Origin of the sequence: Brucella anthropi (assembly GCF_046630315.1) — a bacterium.
Lineage (GTDB): Bacteria > Pseudomonadota > Alphaproteobacteria > Rhizobiales > Rhizobiaceae > Brucella > Brucella anthropi_A.
Genome location: NZ_LQBD01000005.1, coordinates 23,945 through 38,740, shown reverse-complemented (window position 1 = coordinate 38,740; position 14,796 = coordinate 23,945). Strand labels below are relative to the sequence as shown.

The window sequence follows — 14,796 nt, the reverse complement described above, 5'->3', positions numbered from 1 at the left end:
GACGGTGCGTTCTGAGGAATGTGCTTCGGTTCAGAAGCGGATGTGGCGAAATTGGTAGACGCACCAGATTTAGGTTCTGGCGGGAGACCGTGGGGGTTCGAGTCCCTCCATCCGCACCAACTGCCATAAGGCAAAAGAATTTCTCTCCCGCGACAAGGCAAACAGGCCGGTGACGGCGGGACAATGACAAGAAGTGAAGGTTTGAACATGCAGGTTACCGAAACGCTCAATGAAGGGCTGAAGCGCGAGATCAAAGTCGTGGTTCCGGCCAAGGACCTCGAAGCCAAGCTCTCCGAGCGGCTCGAAACTGCGCGCGGCCGCGCACGCATCAACGGCTTCCGTCCGGGCAAGGTGCCTGCAGGTCATCTGCGCAAGATGTACGGCAAGTCCTTCATGGCCGAGATCGTCAACGAAATCCTCAACGATTCGTCGCGCTCGATCCTCGCCGACCGTAACGAAAAGTCGGCCACCCAGCCGGAAGTCATCATGTCGGAAGACGAAAAAGAGGCCGAAAAGGTTCTCGACGGCAAGGCCGATTTCGTTTTCTCGCTGAACTACGAAGTTCTGCCGGCGATCGAAGTCAAGGACTTCTCGAAGATCGCCGTCACCCGTGAAGTCGTCGACATTTCCGATGAGGAAGTGGACGAGCAGGTCAAGCGCATCGCTTCCTCGACCCGTACCTTCGAAACCAAGAAGGGCAAGGCCGAAAACGAAGATCGCGTCACGATCGACTATCTGGGCAAGCTTGACGGCGAGCCGTTCGAAGGCGGCGCGGACAATGATGCGCAGCTCGTTCTCGGTTCCGGCCAGTTCATTCCGGGCTTCGAAGAACAGCTCGTCGGCGTCAAGGCCGGCGACGAGAAGGTCATCACCGTCACGTTCCCGGAAAACTACGGCGCGGCGCATCTTGCAGGCAAGGAAGCCACCTTCGACATCAAGGTCAAGGAAGTTGCCAAGCCGAACGAACTCGTTCTCGATGACGAAACCGCAAAGAAGCTCGGCATCGAATCGCTTGAGCGTCTGCGTCAGGTCGTTCGCGAGCAGATCGAAAGCCAGTACGGCCAGATCACCCGCCAGAAGGTAAAGCGCCAGATCCTCGACGCTCTGGACGGCGATTATCAGTTCGAAACGCCGCAGAAGCTGGTTGACGCCGAGTTCAACAATATCTGGCAGCAGATCAATTTCGACCTGCAGCAGGCTGGCCGCACCTTCGAAGACGAAGAAACCACGGAAGAAGCTGCTCGCGAAGAATATCGCAAGCTTGCGGAACGTCGTGTTCGTCTTGGCCTCGTTCTCTCCGAAATCGGCGAGAAGGCAGGCGTTGAAGTGACGGAAGAAGAACTCCAGCGCGCCGTCTACGACCAGGTTCGCCGCTATCCGGGTCAGGAAAAGGAAATCTACGAATTCCTGCGCAAGACGCCGGATGCCGTTGCCAACCTGCGCGCCCCGATCTTCGAGGAAAAGGTCGTTGACCATCTGCTCGCCAACATCAACGTGACCGACAAGAAGGTTTCGAAGGAAGAGCTGACGGCTGAAGACGAAGATGCTGCTTCGGAAGCAAAGCCTGCCAAGAAGGCGGCTGCGAAGAAGAAGGCCGCGCCCAAGAAGAAGGCCGATGAGGACAAGTCCGAAGAGGCTTGATCGTCACCTCCAGCATGCATTCGCAGAGGCCGCGCATCGCGCGGCCTTTTCGTTTTGCGATCATGGAAATGGTGGCTGAAAAGCTTGCATCCGATGGGGCTTTGCTCTAGCCAGTAAGCAATCAGTTTCAGCCCAATCACAGTATTGTCGAGCCCGTAATGTCCCTTATCGATACGCGTATACCTGAACCCAAACGCTTTATCTCCGGCGCGACCGGCGACTGGGAAGTCGTCATCGGCATGGAAGTCCATGCGCAGGTCACGTCAGAATCGAAACTGTTTTCCGGCGCGTCCACCGCATTCGGTGCGGAGCCGAATTCCAATGTCTCCCTGGTGGATGCGGCCATGCCCGGCATGCTGCCGGTCATCAATCTGGAATGCGTCAGGCAGGCGGTTCGCACAGGGATCGGGCTCAATGCGCAGATCAATCTGAAGTCGGTTTTCGACCGCAAGAATTACTTCTATCCCGATCTGCCGCAGGGCTACCAGATTTCGCAGTTCAAGCAGCCGATCGTTGGCGAAGGCAAGATCATGATTTCGGTCGGCCCGGACAATAAGGGCCAGTTCGAAGACGTGGAAATCGGCATCGAGCGCCTGCATCTGGAGCAGGATGCGGGCAAGTCCATGCACGACCAGCACCCGACCATGTCCTATGTGGACCTGAACCGCTCGGGCGTGGCCTTGATGGAAATCGTGTCGAAGCCGGACCTGCGTTCGTCGGATGAAGCGCGCGCCTACCTCACCAAGCTGCGCACGATTGTCCGCTATCTCGGCACCTGCGACGGCAATATGGACGAAGGCTCCATGCGCGCCGATGTGAACGTTTCGGTGCGTCGACCGGGCGGTGAATTCGGCACGCGCTGCGAGATCAAGAATGTCAACTCGATCCGCTTCGTCGGCCAGGCCATCGAATATGAAGCGCGCCGCCAGATCGCCATTCTGGAAGATGGCGGCGTGATTGATCAGGAAACGCGCCTGTTCGATCCGGTGAAGGGTGAAACCCGTTCCATGCGCTCCAAGGAAGAGGCGCATGATTATCGCTATTTCCCTGATCCCGACCTGCTGCCGCTCGAATTCGATCAGGCTTTCGTGGATGCGCTCGCGGCAGGGCTGCCGGAACTGCCGGACGTCAAGAAGCAGCGTCTCGTCGAAAAGCAGGGCATTTCCGTTTATGACGCCTCGATCCTTGTGACCGAGAAGGCCATTGCCGATTATTATGAAGCCGTTGCTGCCGGTCGTGACGGCAAGGCCGCCGCAAACTGGGTCATCAACGATCTTCTCGGCGCGCTGAACAAGGCGGGCAAGGATATCGAGGAATCGCCGATCAATCCTGACCAGCTTGGCGCGATCATCGATCTCATCAAGGAAGGCACGATTTCCGGCAAGATCGCCAAGGATCTTTTCGAAATCGTCTGGAATGAGGGCGGCGATCCGAAGACGCTCGTTGAAGAACGCGGCATGAAGCAGGTCACGGACACCGGCGCCATCGAGAAGGCCGTGGACGATGTCATCGCCGCCAACCCGGAAAAGGTTGAGCAGGCAAAGGCAAAGCCGACGCTGGCTGGCTGGTTCGTCGGTCAGGTGATGAAGGCAACCGGCGGCAAGGCCAACCCGCAATCCGTCAACGAACTCGTCAAGGCCAAGCTCGGGATCGAAGAGTAATGTGGGTCAGAAGCGCGACAGAGGCTGATCTCAAGGCAGTGCACGAACTGCTTGTATCGACCTGGCACGCGACCTTCGATGATATTCTCGGGCGGGAAATGGTCAATGCCGTCACCGCCCGGTGGCACAGCATTGCCGTGTTGAAGGCCAATCTGAAGAAGCCTTATTCGGAGTTCATCGTTGCCGATAATGGCAATGGCGGCATTGACGGAATGGCTTTTGCGAGCCAGTCCGAAGAGGGCAAGGCATCGCTGCATCAGCTTTATGTTCGTCCTGATACGCAGGTTCAGGGCATCGGGACGATGCTTCTCGCTGAAATCGAGATGGCCTTTCCCGATGTTCGAACGATGAAGCTCGAAGTGATCGAAAGAAACACCAAGGCCGTGAATTTCTACGAGCGCAAAGGCTATACGAAAGTCGGCCGCAATGAAGATTGGGGTGATCCCGATTGCAGGGAACCGGTGCTGGTGATGGAAAAGACGCTGGAAGGCTGGAATATGTAAAGCATGTCCCCCAAAGTGGAGGCCGGTTTGGGGATCAAGATATGCGAGAATATAAAAGCCTGAAGCGCGTAGCGCTTTGGGGCCCATCATACTCTTGTGACAGCGGCAACTTGACCCTTGCCATGGCCGGTCGATAGGGCCATAAGCAAGGAAACCCGGTGGTTTCGATCACCCGTGGCAAAGATGGATCTGGAATAGGTCATGAAGAAATTTATTACGCAAGTTTTCACCTGGTGGAACGGCCAGACGCTCGGCACACGGTTTCATACGTGGCGCAAGGGCGAGCGCGTCGGTGAGGACGAGTTCGGCAATATCTATTATCAGGGCGGTAAGGACTCCGAGGGTCGCACACGCCGCTGGGTAATCTTCAATGGCTATGCGGAAGCAAGCGCCATTCCTCCGGGCTGGCATGGCTGGATGCATCATCGCGTCGACACGCCGCCTTCCAGGGAAGACTACAAGCCGCGCGACTGGCAGAAGCCGCACTTGCAGAACCTGACCGGTTCTCCGCTGGCTTACCGCCCGAAGGGCGCGATCGCTCGTCCGGGCACGGAACCTGCGGAACGTCCGCGCGTGACCGGCGAATACGATGCCTGGACGCCCGGCAACTGATAATCGGTTTTGATTTTTATCCGGCGCGTTCATTCGCGCCGGATTTCTTATATACCCGCCTTTGAGCGCAAAAGCGCAAAAGGTTTGAGGATAGACGGTCTGCTTTACACCGGCGGCTGCATTGCGGCTTGCGACAGGGCAACGAATCGTCACATTTCATGCTTAGGAATTGTTCCGGCTTAATTTAAACCCTTTGGATGCGGATCTCCGTTTTGACGAAGCAATCTCCCGGCATGGCTGGCAGCGGAAAAAAATCGATCAAAAGGGCTGTTCAACTTGCCCTGATTGCATTCATGGCGACGACCGGCAGCTTTCAGGCTGCCATGGCTGAACGCATCACCAATCCTGTTGCCGAGTTTTCAGGCCTGGACAAGATCACCGGGCGCATCACGACATTCGACGTCTATATCAATGAGACGGTTCAGTTCGGCGCTTTGCAGGTGACGCCGAAGGTTTGTTATTCGCGCACGGAAAACGAAGCACCGCGCACGGATGGCTTCGTTGAAGTCGACGAGATTACGCTGGATCGCAAGATTCGCCGTATCTTCACCGGCTGGATGTTTGCCGACAGTCCCGGTCTCAATGCTGTCGAGCATCCGATCTATGATGTGTGGCTCAAGGATTGCAAGCAGAAGTCGGACGTGCCGCCGCCGGATCAGCGCAACTGACGGCAGCCGTTTCAGAAATGCGCGATCCCGTCGAGCGCGTTTTCCAGCAGTTTTTCATATTTTTTCCGTGGAACTTCCACCGCGCCGAATCTTTCAAGATGCGGCGTCGTAAACTGCGTGTCGAGAAGCACGAAGCCCTGGTTGACCAGATGCTGGACCAGATAGGCAAGGCAGACCTTTGATGCGTCGCGCTTGCGGGTGAACATGCTTTCGCCGAAAAAGGCACGTCCGAGTGTCACGCCATAAAGCCCGCCGACAAGCTGTCCCTCATGCCAGGCCTCGACGGTGTGGCAATGTCCTATCTCGAACAATTTCCTGTAGGCTTCGCGGATCGGTCCATTGATCCATGTGCGGGCGCGCTCACCGGTTCCGCTGGCACAACCCTCGATCACGCCGTCAAAATCGCTGTCGAGCCGGATATCGAAAATTCCCTGGCGGATGGTCTTCCGGAGGCTTTTCGGTATGTGAAAGCCGTCAAGCGGGATAACCCCGCGTCTCTCGGGGCGAACCCAGAAGACCTCGGGATCGTCGGCTTCTTCGGCCATGGGAAATATGCCCGTGGCATAGGCCCGCAGGAGCAGCTCCGGTTCGATTGAATAGTCGTCCGGGGACACTCCTGCGGTCATTTTCGTCAGGCGCTTTCGCCCTTGGTTTTCTTGGCCAGATATTTCTCCAGCCAATGAATGTCGTAATCGCCGTTGGCAATGTCCTGATTGGCAATCAGGTCCTGGAAGAGAGGAAGCGTCGTTTTGACACCATCGACCACGAATTCGTCCAGCGCGCGGCGCAGACGCATCATGCATTCGACGCGATTGCGACCGTGCACGATGAGCTTGCCGATAAGGCTGTCATAATAGGGCGGAATGCGATAGCCGGAATAGACGCCCGAATCCACGCGGATGCCGAGGCCGCCCGGCGTGTGATAATGGGTGATCAGGCCCGGCGACGGTGCAAATGTCAGCGGGTCTTCGGCGTTGATACGGCATTCGATGGCGTGGCCGGAGAAGCGGATATCCTTCTGCTTTACCGACAGGCCAAGACCGGCTGCAACCCTGATCTGCTCGTGAACGAGATCGATGCCCGTGATGGCTTCCGTGATCGGATGTTCCACCTGAAGGCGGGTATTCATTTCGATGAAGTAGAATTCGCCGTCTTCATAAAGGAACTCGATCGTTCCCGCACCGCGATAGCCCAGTTCCGCACAGGCATTGGCGCAGACCATGCCGATCTTGTCGCGGGCTTCGGCATTGAGCGCCGGTGAGTTGGCTTCTTCCCATACCTTCTGGTGGCGGCGCTGCAACGAGCAGTCGCGTTCGCCCAGATGGATGGCATTGCCCGCACCGTCGCCCATGACCTGAACTTCGATATGCCGCGGCTTTTCGAGATATTTCTCGATATAGACCGCGTCGTCACCGAATGCGGCGCCTGCTTCCGAACGCGCGGTCGCAAGCGCCATGGAAAGATCTTCCTCGCTGCGGGCGACCTTCATGCCGCGTCCGCCACCGCCGGCCGAAGCCTTGATGATGACCGGATAGCCGATTTCCCTGGCGATGCGCGCTGCCTCGACGTCATCCGTCACGCCGCCATCCGAACCCGGAACGACCGGAATGCCGAGGCGCTTTGCGGTGCGCTTGGCTTCGATCTTGTCGCCCATGATGCGGATATGCGAAGCGGTGGGGCCGATGAAGGTGATGCCATGCGCTTCGAGAATTTCGGCGAACTTGGCATTCTCCGACAGGAAGCCGTAGCCCGGATGGATCGCGTCGGCACCGGTGATTTCGCAGGCTGCAACGATCTGATGAATGTTCAGATAGCTGTCGCGCGATGGCGGCGGGCCGATGCACACGCTTTCGTCCGCCAGGCGCACATGCATCGCGTCGGCGTCTGCCGTGGAATGAACGGCGACGGTCTTGATGCCCAGTTCCTTGCAAGCCCTGAGCACGCGAAGAGCGATTTCGCCACGATTGGCTATGAGTATCTTTTGAAACATTGCGCTTTGCTGCCCGTTCATTGAATAAGCCGTAATCTCTTGTCTTATTCGATTACGACGAGCGGCTCACCGAATTCAACCGGCTGAGCGTCTTCGATGAGAATGGCCTTGACCGTACCGGCGCGCGGGGCGGGGATCTGGTTCATGGTCTTCATGGCTTCGATGATGAGAAGGGTCTGGCCTTCCTTCACCTGTGCGCCGACTTCGATGAAGTTGCGCGCGCCCGGCGCCGGAGCAAGATAGGCGGTGCCCACCATCGGCGAGGGAACGGCATTCTTGGAGAGATCGGCCTTTGTGGGTTCGGCGGCTGCAACCGGCGCGGCCGGAGCGGCAGCGACAGGGGCTGCGGCGGGCATGACGGTGGCTGCGGCCTGAACCGTGACCTTGCGCGAAACGCGGATACGCAGGTCGCCGTGTTCCACTTCGATGTCGGTCAGGTCGGTTTCATTGAGAATGTCCGCCAGGTCGCGGATCGTTTCCTTGTCGATGACGGAATTTTTGCTGGACATATCAGGCCCCTTTAACGCTTTGCCCGTTGTTTTCTTCTTCTTTGGCAATTGCCGCAAGCGCGCGCAGACCGAGCAGGTATCCTTCCGCGCCAAAGCCGCAAATAACGCCTTTGGCGACTGCGGATACATGGGAGTGATGCCGGAAAGCCTCACGCGCATGAATGTTTGAAAGATGCACCTCCACGGCCGTTACCCTGGCCGCGCGGATCGCATCGTGAATAGCAACCGAAGTGTGGCTGTAGGCAGCCGGATTGATGAGGACATAGGCCTGTCTGTCGCCTGCCTCCTGAATCCAGCTCACCAGATCGCCTTCATGATTGGATTGACGGAAATCGACATCAAGTCCGATTTGTTCAGCCTCACGCCTGCAATCGGCTTCGATCGTGTCGAGCGTTGCAACGCCGTATATCCCCGGTTCCCGTTTGCCGAGAAGGTTGAGATTGGGGCCGTTCAAAACAAAAACCGTTTTTGCCATATCCGTCCGCGACTGATAATGCGTTACCACGAAAATTCGGTACACTTCGCATTTCATATAGAGGGCTTGGACGCAAGCCGAAACCCTCTAAATCATTGCAGATGTTTTGCCGAACGAGTTTTTCCCGCTATTCTTTGCAAAAATGGGCAAACAATACGGCAATTTCTTTTCATCCAACACAAATAGCGAATGCCACGGCCGAAACTGTTTCACAAAACTGTTCCCTCAGGCCGAGGCCGGTCCGCTCATTTTTTTGCGGCGGCGCGGGCTGCCGCGATTCTCTCGACCAGCCCGTCAACGCCAATTGCACCCGGTACAAGCTCGTCGCCGATGATGTAGGACGGCGTGCCGGAAATATTGAGCTGCTGTGCCAGCTGATAGGTCTTCTGGAACGAGCCGGCGATGGCCGGGTCCTTCATCTTCTCGCGCAATTGCGCTTCGTCAGCGCCCAGTTTTACGGCATCGGCGATGGCGGAATCTTCTGTCGCCCGTTCCTGCGCACCCAAGAGGGTTTCGTGGAATTCGACATATTTTTCCGGCATCAATGCCTTGAAAGCCTGTGCCACAATATGCGCCTTGACCGAATCCGGTCCGAGGATCGGGAATTCCTTCATGACGAAACGGACATTCTTGTCGTTTTTCAGAATGGCTTCCATATCGGGCAGGGCCCGCTTGCAGTAACCGCAATTGTAATCGAAAAATTCATAGACGGTCACATCGCCATCCGGATTGCCGAATACGGCATCGTGCTTGGCGTCGTAAAGCGTGCTGCGGTTGGCAGCCAGAACCTGTTTGATCTGTTCCTGCGCCGCATGTGCCTGCTTGGTTTCGAGCGCGCTTTGCACTTCCAGCATCAGTTCCGGATTCTGGATGAGATAGTTCCGCACCACATTTTCAATGGCCTGCTGGTTCATCGCGACGGGAGCAGCAGGGTTTTCCATGGCTGCCGAAACCTGCCGGTCAGCGCCTGCATAATAGCCCACCGCAAGCGCGGCGATGCCAACGATGCCGCTGGCAAGCGTTATGGAAACTGCGTTCTTCATTCCAAAATCCTATCTGTCCTGAATCGTATCGGGCGTAAAATGTGGCCCTATTTGCTTTTCTTGGTATTGATGATGTCCTGCGCGCGAAGCCAGTCCGGCGTGCCGGGCTTCATTTGCTTCTGCGCGCGGATGGCGAAGATCTGGGCCTGCTGAAGCTTGCCCGAATAATAATTCATGTCGGCTGTCGCCAGGTCCGCGCGGGCCATGTCCCCCTGCTGGCCATAGGCTTGCGCCAGATAGCCGTAACCACCCGGAAATTCGGGATCGGAGGCGATGCCGGCCTTGATTTCCCTGATCGCGGTCGGCATGTTGGCCTTCGTTCCGGTGAGCATGAGCGCGCGCCCATAGCTCATGCGCAAGAGCGGCGATTTGCGCGGATCGAGCGAGACCGCCTTCTGGAAAGCCTTTGCCGCGCCTGCCGCATCATTGGCCTTCAGCAAGACTTCCCCGCGCATTTCCTGGAAATACGGATTCTTTGGCTGTTCCTTTATCAAGGCATCGAATTTCGGCAGCGCCGCGCGCGCCGAGCCGTTCAGGAATGTCGTGATGGCATTGCCATAGCGCGCGGGAAGCCCGCCGGGATTGTTGCGGAACATGCGCTGCAAGGCGCCCATATTGCCCGAATAGGCGGCAATCTTCGCACGCGCCATGTCATGGCGCATCTGCAAGGCGGGGGAATCTGTCTTGTTGAAGTAAGGGCTTTTCTTCGCCAGCTCTTCCAGATTGGCAATGCGCTCCCGCGGGAGCGGGTGGCTGATGCGATACTGGTCGATCTGCGTACCGGTCAGCGACAGGGCGGATGCGAAGCGCTCGAACGTATCGAGCATGCCCTTGGTCGATTGCCCGGTGGCGTTGAGATAATTGACGGCCAGGCGATCGGCCGTCATTTCCTCGGTGCGCTGATAGTTGAGCAGGCTGCGCATGGCCATTTCATTTGACCCCATGGCCAGCCCGGCGCCCGCGCCGGCTGCATTGCCGCTGCCGCTTGCTGCACCGGCCACACCGGCGCCGACGCCAAGCAGCATGCCGATGATCGCCATGGTGCGCGCACGGCTGAGCTGTTCGCGCAGGCGCTCCTGATGGCCTCCGGCGAGATGGCCTGCTTCATGCGCGATCACGCCGATGATCTCGTTGGGCGTTTCCGCCTGCATGATCGCGCCTGTATTGATGAAGATGCGGCGTCCATCGACAAAGGCATTGAAGCTTTGGGAATTCACGAGAATGACCCGGACGCCACGGCCGCCGAGCCCCGCCGCCTTGAGGATCGGCGCGGCATAATCGGCCACAAGCGCTTCGATCTCGGCATCCCGGACGATAGGCACGCCGCCGCCACGCGATTGAGCGAATGCGGGCAGGGTGCTGGTCACGGCAATGGTCATCGCGGCCATGGCCGCCACCGAACGGCGAACCCAATTATGGAAAGAGAATCTTCTGACTGGGAAAGGTGTCGTCATCGTCCCCATCGTGTCGTTCGTCCTTCTTGAAACCGGCGCGACTCTTATAGCTGTTGCATTCCGTCACCGATAGGCGGATGTGGGATAATCTCCATACCGGGATTTGATCGCATTTCTCAAATGGAGCTGTTGCATTAGCAATCCGACGATTATACGGCGGATGTTGAATGCGACATACGCAATTTTCTGGAGGTAAAGTTGGTCACTCTTTCCAGCCGCAGCGCCGTTGAGCCCTTCCACGCCATGGATGTTCTGGCCGAGGCCAACCGGCGTCGCGCAGCCGGGCATCCGATTATTTCGATGGCGGTAGGACAGCCTGCCGATCCGGCGCCGGGGATTGTTCGGCAAGCCGCGGAGCGTGCCTTGAAAGACGGCCGCATCGGCTATACCAACGCCCTCGGCCTGATCGAACTGAGAGAGGCGATTGCCGCCCATTATGCCGATCATTACGGTGTTTGCGTCTCGCCGGAGCGAATCGCCGTCACGACCGGTTCGTCGGCGGCCTTCAATCTCGCCTTTGTGGTCTATTTCGATCCGGGCGACAGGGTTGCCATCACGCGTCCGGGCTATCCCGCCTATCGCAATATATTGACGGCGCTGGGCCTTGAGGTCGTGGAAATACCGACCGGCAATGGAACGTCGGCATCGCTGACGGCTGAAGCGCTCGCAGCCGCCCACGCTGAAAAGCCCCTGAAGGGCGTATTGTTTGCAAGTCCGGCCAATCCGACCGGCGCGGTCATCGACAAGCCGGAACTGAAAGCCATCATCGAAACGGCGCGCGACCTGGATATCCGCGTGATTTCGGACGAGATTTACCACAGGCTTTCCTATGTAACGGAGGACGTGACGGCGCTGGAGATTTCCAATGACGTCACGGTCATCAACTCCTTCTCCAAATATTACTGCATGACCGGCTGGCGGATTGGCTGGATGGTTCTTCCCGAAGGCGATATTCGCGCAATCGAGCGGCTGAGCCAGAGCCTTTATATTTCCGCGCCGGAGCTTTCGCAGCGCGCGGCCATCGAAGCCTTTCATGCGACGGCCGAACTGGAGCAGGTCAAGGATCGCTATCGCCGGAACAGGCTTATCCTGCTCGATCACCTGCCGCGCATGGGGTTGAAACTGGCCGCGCCCATGGACGGCGCTTTCTATGCCTATTGCGATGTGTCGCGCTTTACCAATGACAGCATGGAATTTGCCCGCCGGATGATTTCTGAAATCAACATAGCCGCGACCCCCGGACGCGATTTCGACCCGTTGGACGGGCACCGCACGATGCGCTTTTCCTATGCCGGCAGGATCGAGGAAATGGAAGAGGCCGTCCGCAGGCTGGAAGACTGGCTGCCACAACAGAAAGCCTGAGCCAGTTCCCGCTTTTCAATCGACCACTAATATCAAAAGATAAAGAAAAACCGGCGTTTCCGCCGGTTTTTTCATTTCAGTCATGAAATGGGTCTCAGAAGAAACCCTTCTTCTGCCACCAGCCTGCACGCTTGGGCTTTTGATCCTCGCCCTCGCTTGAAGTCACGACAGGTTCAACGTTTTTCTTCGGCTCGGCAATCGTCGTTACCTCTGCTTCGACTGCTGGCGCTTCTTCGGCCTCCACGGCGGGCTTGACGGCAGCCCTGCGGGTGCGCCGCTTCGGCTTGTCCGTTTCCACCTGGGGCTCATCAGCAACCGCAGCCGGTTCGACGGGTGCTTCTTCGGCTGCCTTCTTGCGAGCGCGCGGCTTGCGGGCTGGCTTGGCGGGCTTTTCTTCTGCCTCGACGGCAACCACGTCCTCGACCGCTTCCTCAGTCTTCGCGGATTTGCGGGCACGGGGCTTGCGGGCTGGCTTGGCGGGCTTTTCCTCGACCGCCGGTTCGGCAACCGGAGCGACGGCTTCGGCGACTTCGACCGTTTGCTCGACCACGACCGCAGCCGTCTCTTCCGCGACGATTTCCTCGGCCTTCACCGGCAGGACCGGCGTGTATCCGACGAATTCAGGATCAGGAACCTTGCGTGCACGCGGTTCATCGTCGCGACGGTTCTTGCGTCCACCCCGGCGACCGCGACGACGCTTCTTGCGGCGGTCTTCCTCGCTTGAAGAAGCGCTGGAGGATGTTTCTTGAGCTTCGTCTGCATCCTCGTCTTCATCGGAAGTTTCTTCCGAAACGGAATCAGCCTTTGCGGCCTGTTCCGGGTTTTCGCGATCACGGCCACCGCGACGGCGACGGCGACGGCGACGCTTGCGATCGCCTTCCTCCCCGCGATCCTCGCGAGGCTGACCTTCGACCCTGGTTTCTTCTTCGGCCTCATCCTCATCGACCGGGATTTCCGGATCGTCGATATCGTCCTCGATATAGGCCATCGGCTGCACCGGCGGCTGGGTTATCGGCCGTGTCGACGCAGCGCCCTTGTCGATGACGAAGTGCTGATGACCGACGCTTTCATCGGCGTCGATGCTGATCGCCACACCGAAGCGTCCTTCCAGATCGGCAAGAATCTGGCGCTTGTGATTGAGGACGTAGAGCGCCGAAGCGGCGGGCGTGCGGACATGGATGTCGAAACCGGCGTGCCGCAGCAGATAGTCCTCGATGCCGCGAATGATATGCAGCGCCATGGAGGAATCCGAACGGATATGGCCGGTGCCGCCGCAATGCGGGCAGACCTGCATCGTGCTTTCGAGCACGGATGCGCGGATGCGCTGGCGCGACATTTCCAGCAGGCCGAAATGCGAGATGCGACCGACCTGAATGCGGGCGCGGTCGTCCTTCAGGCATTCCTTCATCTTCTTTTCGACAGCGCGGTTGTTGCGCTTTTCTTCCATGTCGATGAAGTCGACGACGATCAGGCCGGCAAGGTCGCGCAGGCGCAGCTGGCGGGCAACTTCCTCGGCAGCTTCCAGATTGGTCTGGAGCGCTGTGTCCTCAATCGAATGCTCGCGTGTCGAGCGGCCCGAATTGACATCGATCGCGACGAGCGCTTCCGTCTGGTTGATGATGAGATAGCCGCCGGATTTCAGCGTCACCTGCGGCAGGAGCATGCGGTCGAGCTGTGCCTCGACGCCGTTGCGCGTGAAGATGGGAACCTGCTCGCGATAAGGCTGCACAACCTTCGCATGGCTCGGCATGAGCATGCGCATGAAGTCCTTGGCCTCGCGATAGCCGTTTTCGCCGGCAACCAGGATTTCCGAGATATCCTTGTTGTAGAGGTCGCGGATCGAGCGCTTGATGAGGCTGCCTTCCTCATAGACGAGGGCAGGCGCCGTCGATTGCAGGGTCAGCGTGCGCACATTTTCCCACAGGCGCATCAGATATTCATAGTCGCGCTTGACTTCGGCCTTGGTGCGGTTTGCGCCCGCCGTGCGCAGGATCACGCCCATGCCCTGCGGCACTTCGAGTTCCTTGACGATCTCTTTCAGGCGCTTGCGGTCCTGCGGATTGGTGATCTTGCGCGAAATGCCGCCGCCGCGCGCCGTGTTCGGCATCAGCACCGAATAGCGTCCGGCAAGCGAGAGATAGGTCGTGAGAGCGGCGCCCTTGTTGCCGCGCTCTTCCTTGACCACCTGCACCAGGAGAATCTGGCGGCGCTTGATGACTTCCTGAATATTGTACTGACGGCGATTGGTGCGGATATGGGTCGGAAGCTCTTCGAGAGCATCTTCCGAACCGACCGATTCGACCATGTCCTCTTCGTGCTCGATATCGTCCTCGTCACCGTTATCGACGGCTTCGGAGATCACATCGCCTTTCTGGGAAAGCGCGATGGCCGGCGTGCCCGGCACGTAGTTTTCAAAGGCCGGTCCCACAGGTTCGGCCGCCGGCAATCCATTGTCGGCGGCATTGCCCTGCGCTTCGCCATTCTGGCCGTCGCGACGGCCGCGGCGGCGGTTGCGGCGCGGCGAACGGTCATTTCGCTCGCTGCGCTCGCTCTTGGCGCGCGGTTCATCCTCATCGTCTTCGGCGCGTGCGGCCTTTGCTTCCGCTTCAAGCAGCGCAAGGCGATCAGCTACCGGAATCTGGTAGTAATCGGGATGGATTTCGGAAAAGGCGAGGAATCCGTGGCGATTGCCGCCATATTCCACGAAAGCGGCCTGAAGCGAAGGTTCGACGCGGGTGACGCGTGCGAGATATATATTGCCTTTCAGCTGCTTCTTGTGTTCCGACTCGAAGTCGAATTCTTCAATCTTGTTGCCCCGTGTGACGATAACCCGGGTCTCCTCCGGGTGGGAGGCATCTATAAGCATTTTGTTGGACAT

General features: G+C 58.3%; 13 protein-coding genes and 1 tRNA gene. 7 read left to right on the top strand and 7 right to left on the bottom strand.

Going from position 1 to position 14,796, the window contains the following annotated elements:
* The first annotated feature begins 36 nt into the window (after nt 1-36).
* From AVM02_RS03425 to AVM02_RS03400, 6 genes are all read left to right on the top strand, one after another.
* Nucleotides 37-119, top strand: a tRNA-Leu gene (locus tag AVM02_RS03425).
* Between the two features lie 88 nt (nt 120-207).
* Complete coding sequence (tig, locus tag AVM02_RS03420; RefSeq protein ID WP_411505741.1) at nt 208-1,641, top strand: trigger factor; 1,434 nt, start codon at nt 208-210, stop codon at nt 1,639-1,641.
* 158 nt (nt 1,642-1,799) lie between these two features.
* Nucleotides 1,800-3,302: an Asp-tRNA(Asn)/Glu-tRNA(Gln) amidotransferase subunit GatB gene (gatB, locus tag AVM02_RS03415; protein WP_411505625.1), complete on the top strand. Its 1,503-nt coding sequence runs from the start codon at nt 1,800-1,802 to the stop codon at nt 3,300-3,302.
* Nucleotides 3,302-3,805 carry an N-acetyltransferase family protein gene (locus AVM02_RS03410; protein WP_411505624.1) on the top strand — a complete coding sequence of 168 codons (504 nt, stop codon included), beginning with the start codon at nt 3,302-3,304 and terminating at the stop codon, nt 3,803-3,805. Before gatB ends, AVM02_RS03410 begins: the two co-directional genes overlap by 1 nt.
* A 201-nt stretch (nt 3,806-4,006) precedes the next feature.
* Nucleotides 4,007-4,417 carry an NADH:ubiquinone oxidoreductase subunit NDUFA12 gene (locus AVM02_RS03405; protein ID WP_411505623.1) on the top strand — a complete coding sequence of 137 codons (411 nt, stop codon included), beginning with the start codon at nt 4,007-4,009 and terminating at the stop codon, nt 4,415-4,417.
* Nucleotides 4,418-4,614: 197 nt separating this feature from the next.
* Nucleotides 4,615-5,085 (top strand): DUF2155 domain-containing protein, encoded by a 471-nt coding sequence (locus AVM02_RS03400; RefSeq protein ID WP_411505622.1) that lies wholly within the window; start codon nt 4,615-4,617, stop codon nt 5,083-5,085.
* A gap of 11 nt (nt 5,086-5,096) precedes the next feature.
* Here the strand turns inward: AVM02_RS03400 and aat are convergent, their stop codons facing one another.
* The 6 genes from aat to AVM02_RS03370 form a co-directional block, all read right to left on the bottom strand.
* Entirely contained in the window at nt 5,097-5,711 is a 615-nt protein-coding gene (gene aat / locus AVM02_RS03395; RefSeq protein ID WP_411505621.1) for a leucyl/phenylalanyl-tRNA--protein transferase, read from the bottom strand.
* A gap of 5 nt (nt 5,712-5,716) precedes the next feature.
* Nucleotides 5,717-7,075 carry an acetyl-CoA carboxylase biotin carboxylase subunit gene (gene accC, locus AVM02_RS03390; RefSeq protein ID WP_411505620.1) on the bottom strand — a complete coding sequence of 453 codons (1,359 nt, stop codon included), beginning with the start codon at nt 7,073-7,075 and terminating at the stop codon, nt 5,717-5,719.
* A 44-nt stretch (nt 7,076-7,119) separates the two neighbouring features.
* Nucleotides 7,120-7,584 carry an acetyl-CoA carboxylase biotin carboxyl carrier protein gene (gene accB / locus AVM02_RS03385; RefSeq protein WP_411505619.1) on the bottom strand — a complete coding sequence of 155 codons (465 nt, stop codon included), beginning with the start codon at nt 7,582-7,584 and terminating at the stop codon, nt 7,120-7,122.
* A gap of 1 nt (nt 7,585) precedes the next feature.
* The gene (aroQ, locus tag AVM02_RS03380) at nt 7,586-8,059 is read right to left on the bottom strand and encodes a type II 3-dehydroquinate dehydratase (protein ID WP_411505618.1); all 474 of its coding nucleotides are present in this window, start codon (nt 8,057-8,059) and stop codon (nt 7,586-7,588) included.
* A 245-nt stretch (nt 8,060-8,304) separates the two neighbouring features.
* On the bottom strand, nt 8,305-9,102 hold the full coding sequence (locus AVM02_RS03375) for a DsbA family protein (RefSeq protein ID WP_411505617.1): 798 nt from the start codon (nt 9,100-9,102) through the stop codon (nt 8,305-8,307).
* A 47-nt stretch (nt 9,103-9,149) separates the two neighbouring features.
* Entirely contained in the window at nt 9,150-10,565 is a 1,416-nt protein-coding gene (locus tag AVM02_RS03370) for a M48 family metalloprotease (protein WP_411505616.1), read from the bottom strand.
* 189 nt (nt 10,566-10,754) lie between these two features.
* Here AVM02_RS03370 and AVM02_RS03365 point away from each other — a divergent pair, with 189 nt between their 5' ends.
* On the top strand, nt 10,755-11,918 hold the full coding sequence (locus tag AVM02_RS03365; protein ID WP_411505615.1) for a pyridoxal phosphate-dependent aminotransferase: 1,164 nt from the start codon (nt 10,755-10,757) through the stop codon (nt 11,916-11,918).
* A gap of 94 nt (nt 11,919-12,012) precedes the next feature.
* Here the strand turns inward: AVM02_RS03365 and AVM02_RS03360 are convergent, their stop codons facing one another.
* Nucleotides 12,013-14,796, bottom strand: coding sequence for an Rne/Rng family ribonuclease (locus AVM02_RS03360; RefSeq protein ID WP_411505614.1), 2,784 nt, complete (start codon nt 14,794-14,796; stop codon nt 12,013-12,015).

Coding starts and splice junctions, on each gene's coding strand:
- tig (WP_411505741.1), top strand. CDS start 208: ATGCAGGTTACCGAAACGCTCAATGAAGGGCTGAAGCGCGAGATCAAA.
- AVM02_RS03370 (WP_411505616.1), bottom strand. CDS start 10,565: ATGGGGACGATGACGACACCTTTCCCAGTCAGAAGATTCTCTTTCCAT.
- aat (WP_411505621.1), bottom strand. CDS start 5,711: ATGACCGCAGGAGTGTCCCCGGACGACTATTCAATCGAACCGGAGCTG.
- AVM02_RS03405 (WP_411505623.1), top strand. CDS start 4,007: ATGAAGAAATTTATTACGCAAGTTTTCACCTGGTGGAACGGCCAGACG.
- accC (WP_411505620.1), bottom strand. CDS start 7,075: ATGTTTCAAAAGATACTCATAGCCAATCGTGGCGAAATCGCTCTTCGC.
- AVM02_RS03400 (WP_411505622.1), top strand. CDS start 4,615: ATGCGGATCTCCGTTTTGACGAAGCAATCTCCCGGCATGGCTGGCAGC.
- gatB (WP_411505625.1), top strand. CDS start 1,800: ATGTCCCTTATCGATACGCGTATACCTGAACCCAAACGCTTTATCTCC.
- AVM02_RS03410 (WP_411505624.1), top strand. CDS start 3,302: ATGTGGGTCAGAAGCGCGACAGAGGCTGATCTCAAGGCAGTGCACGAA.
- AVM02_RS03360 (WP_411505614.1), bottom strand. CDS start 14,796: ATGTCCAACAAAATGCTTATAGATGCCTCCCACCCGGAGGAGACCCGG.
- aroQ (WP_411505618.1), bottom strand. CDS start 8,059: ATGGCAAAAACGGTTTTTGTTTTGAACGGCCCCAATCTCAACCTTCTC.
- AVM02_RS03375 (WP_411505617.1), bottom strand. CDS start 9,102: ATGAAGAACGCAGTTTCCATAACGCTTGCCAGCGGCATCGTTGGCATC.
- accB (WP_411505619.1), bottom strand. CDS start 7,584: ATGTCCAGCAAAAATTCCGTCATCGACAAGGAAACGATCCGCGACCTG.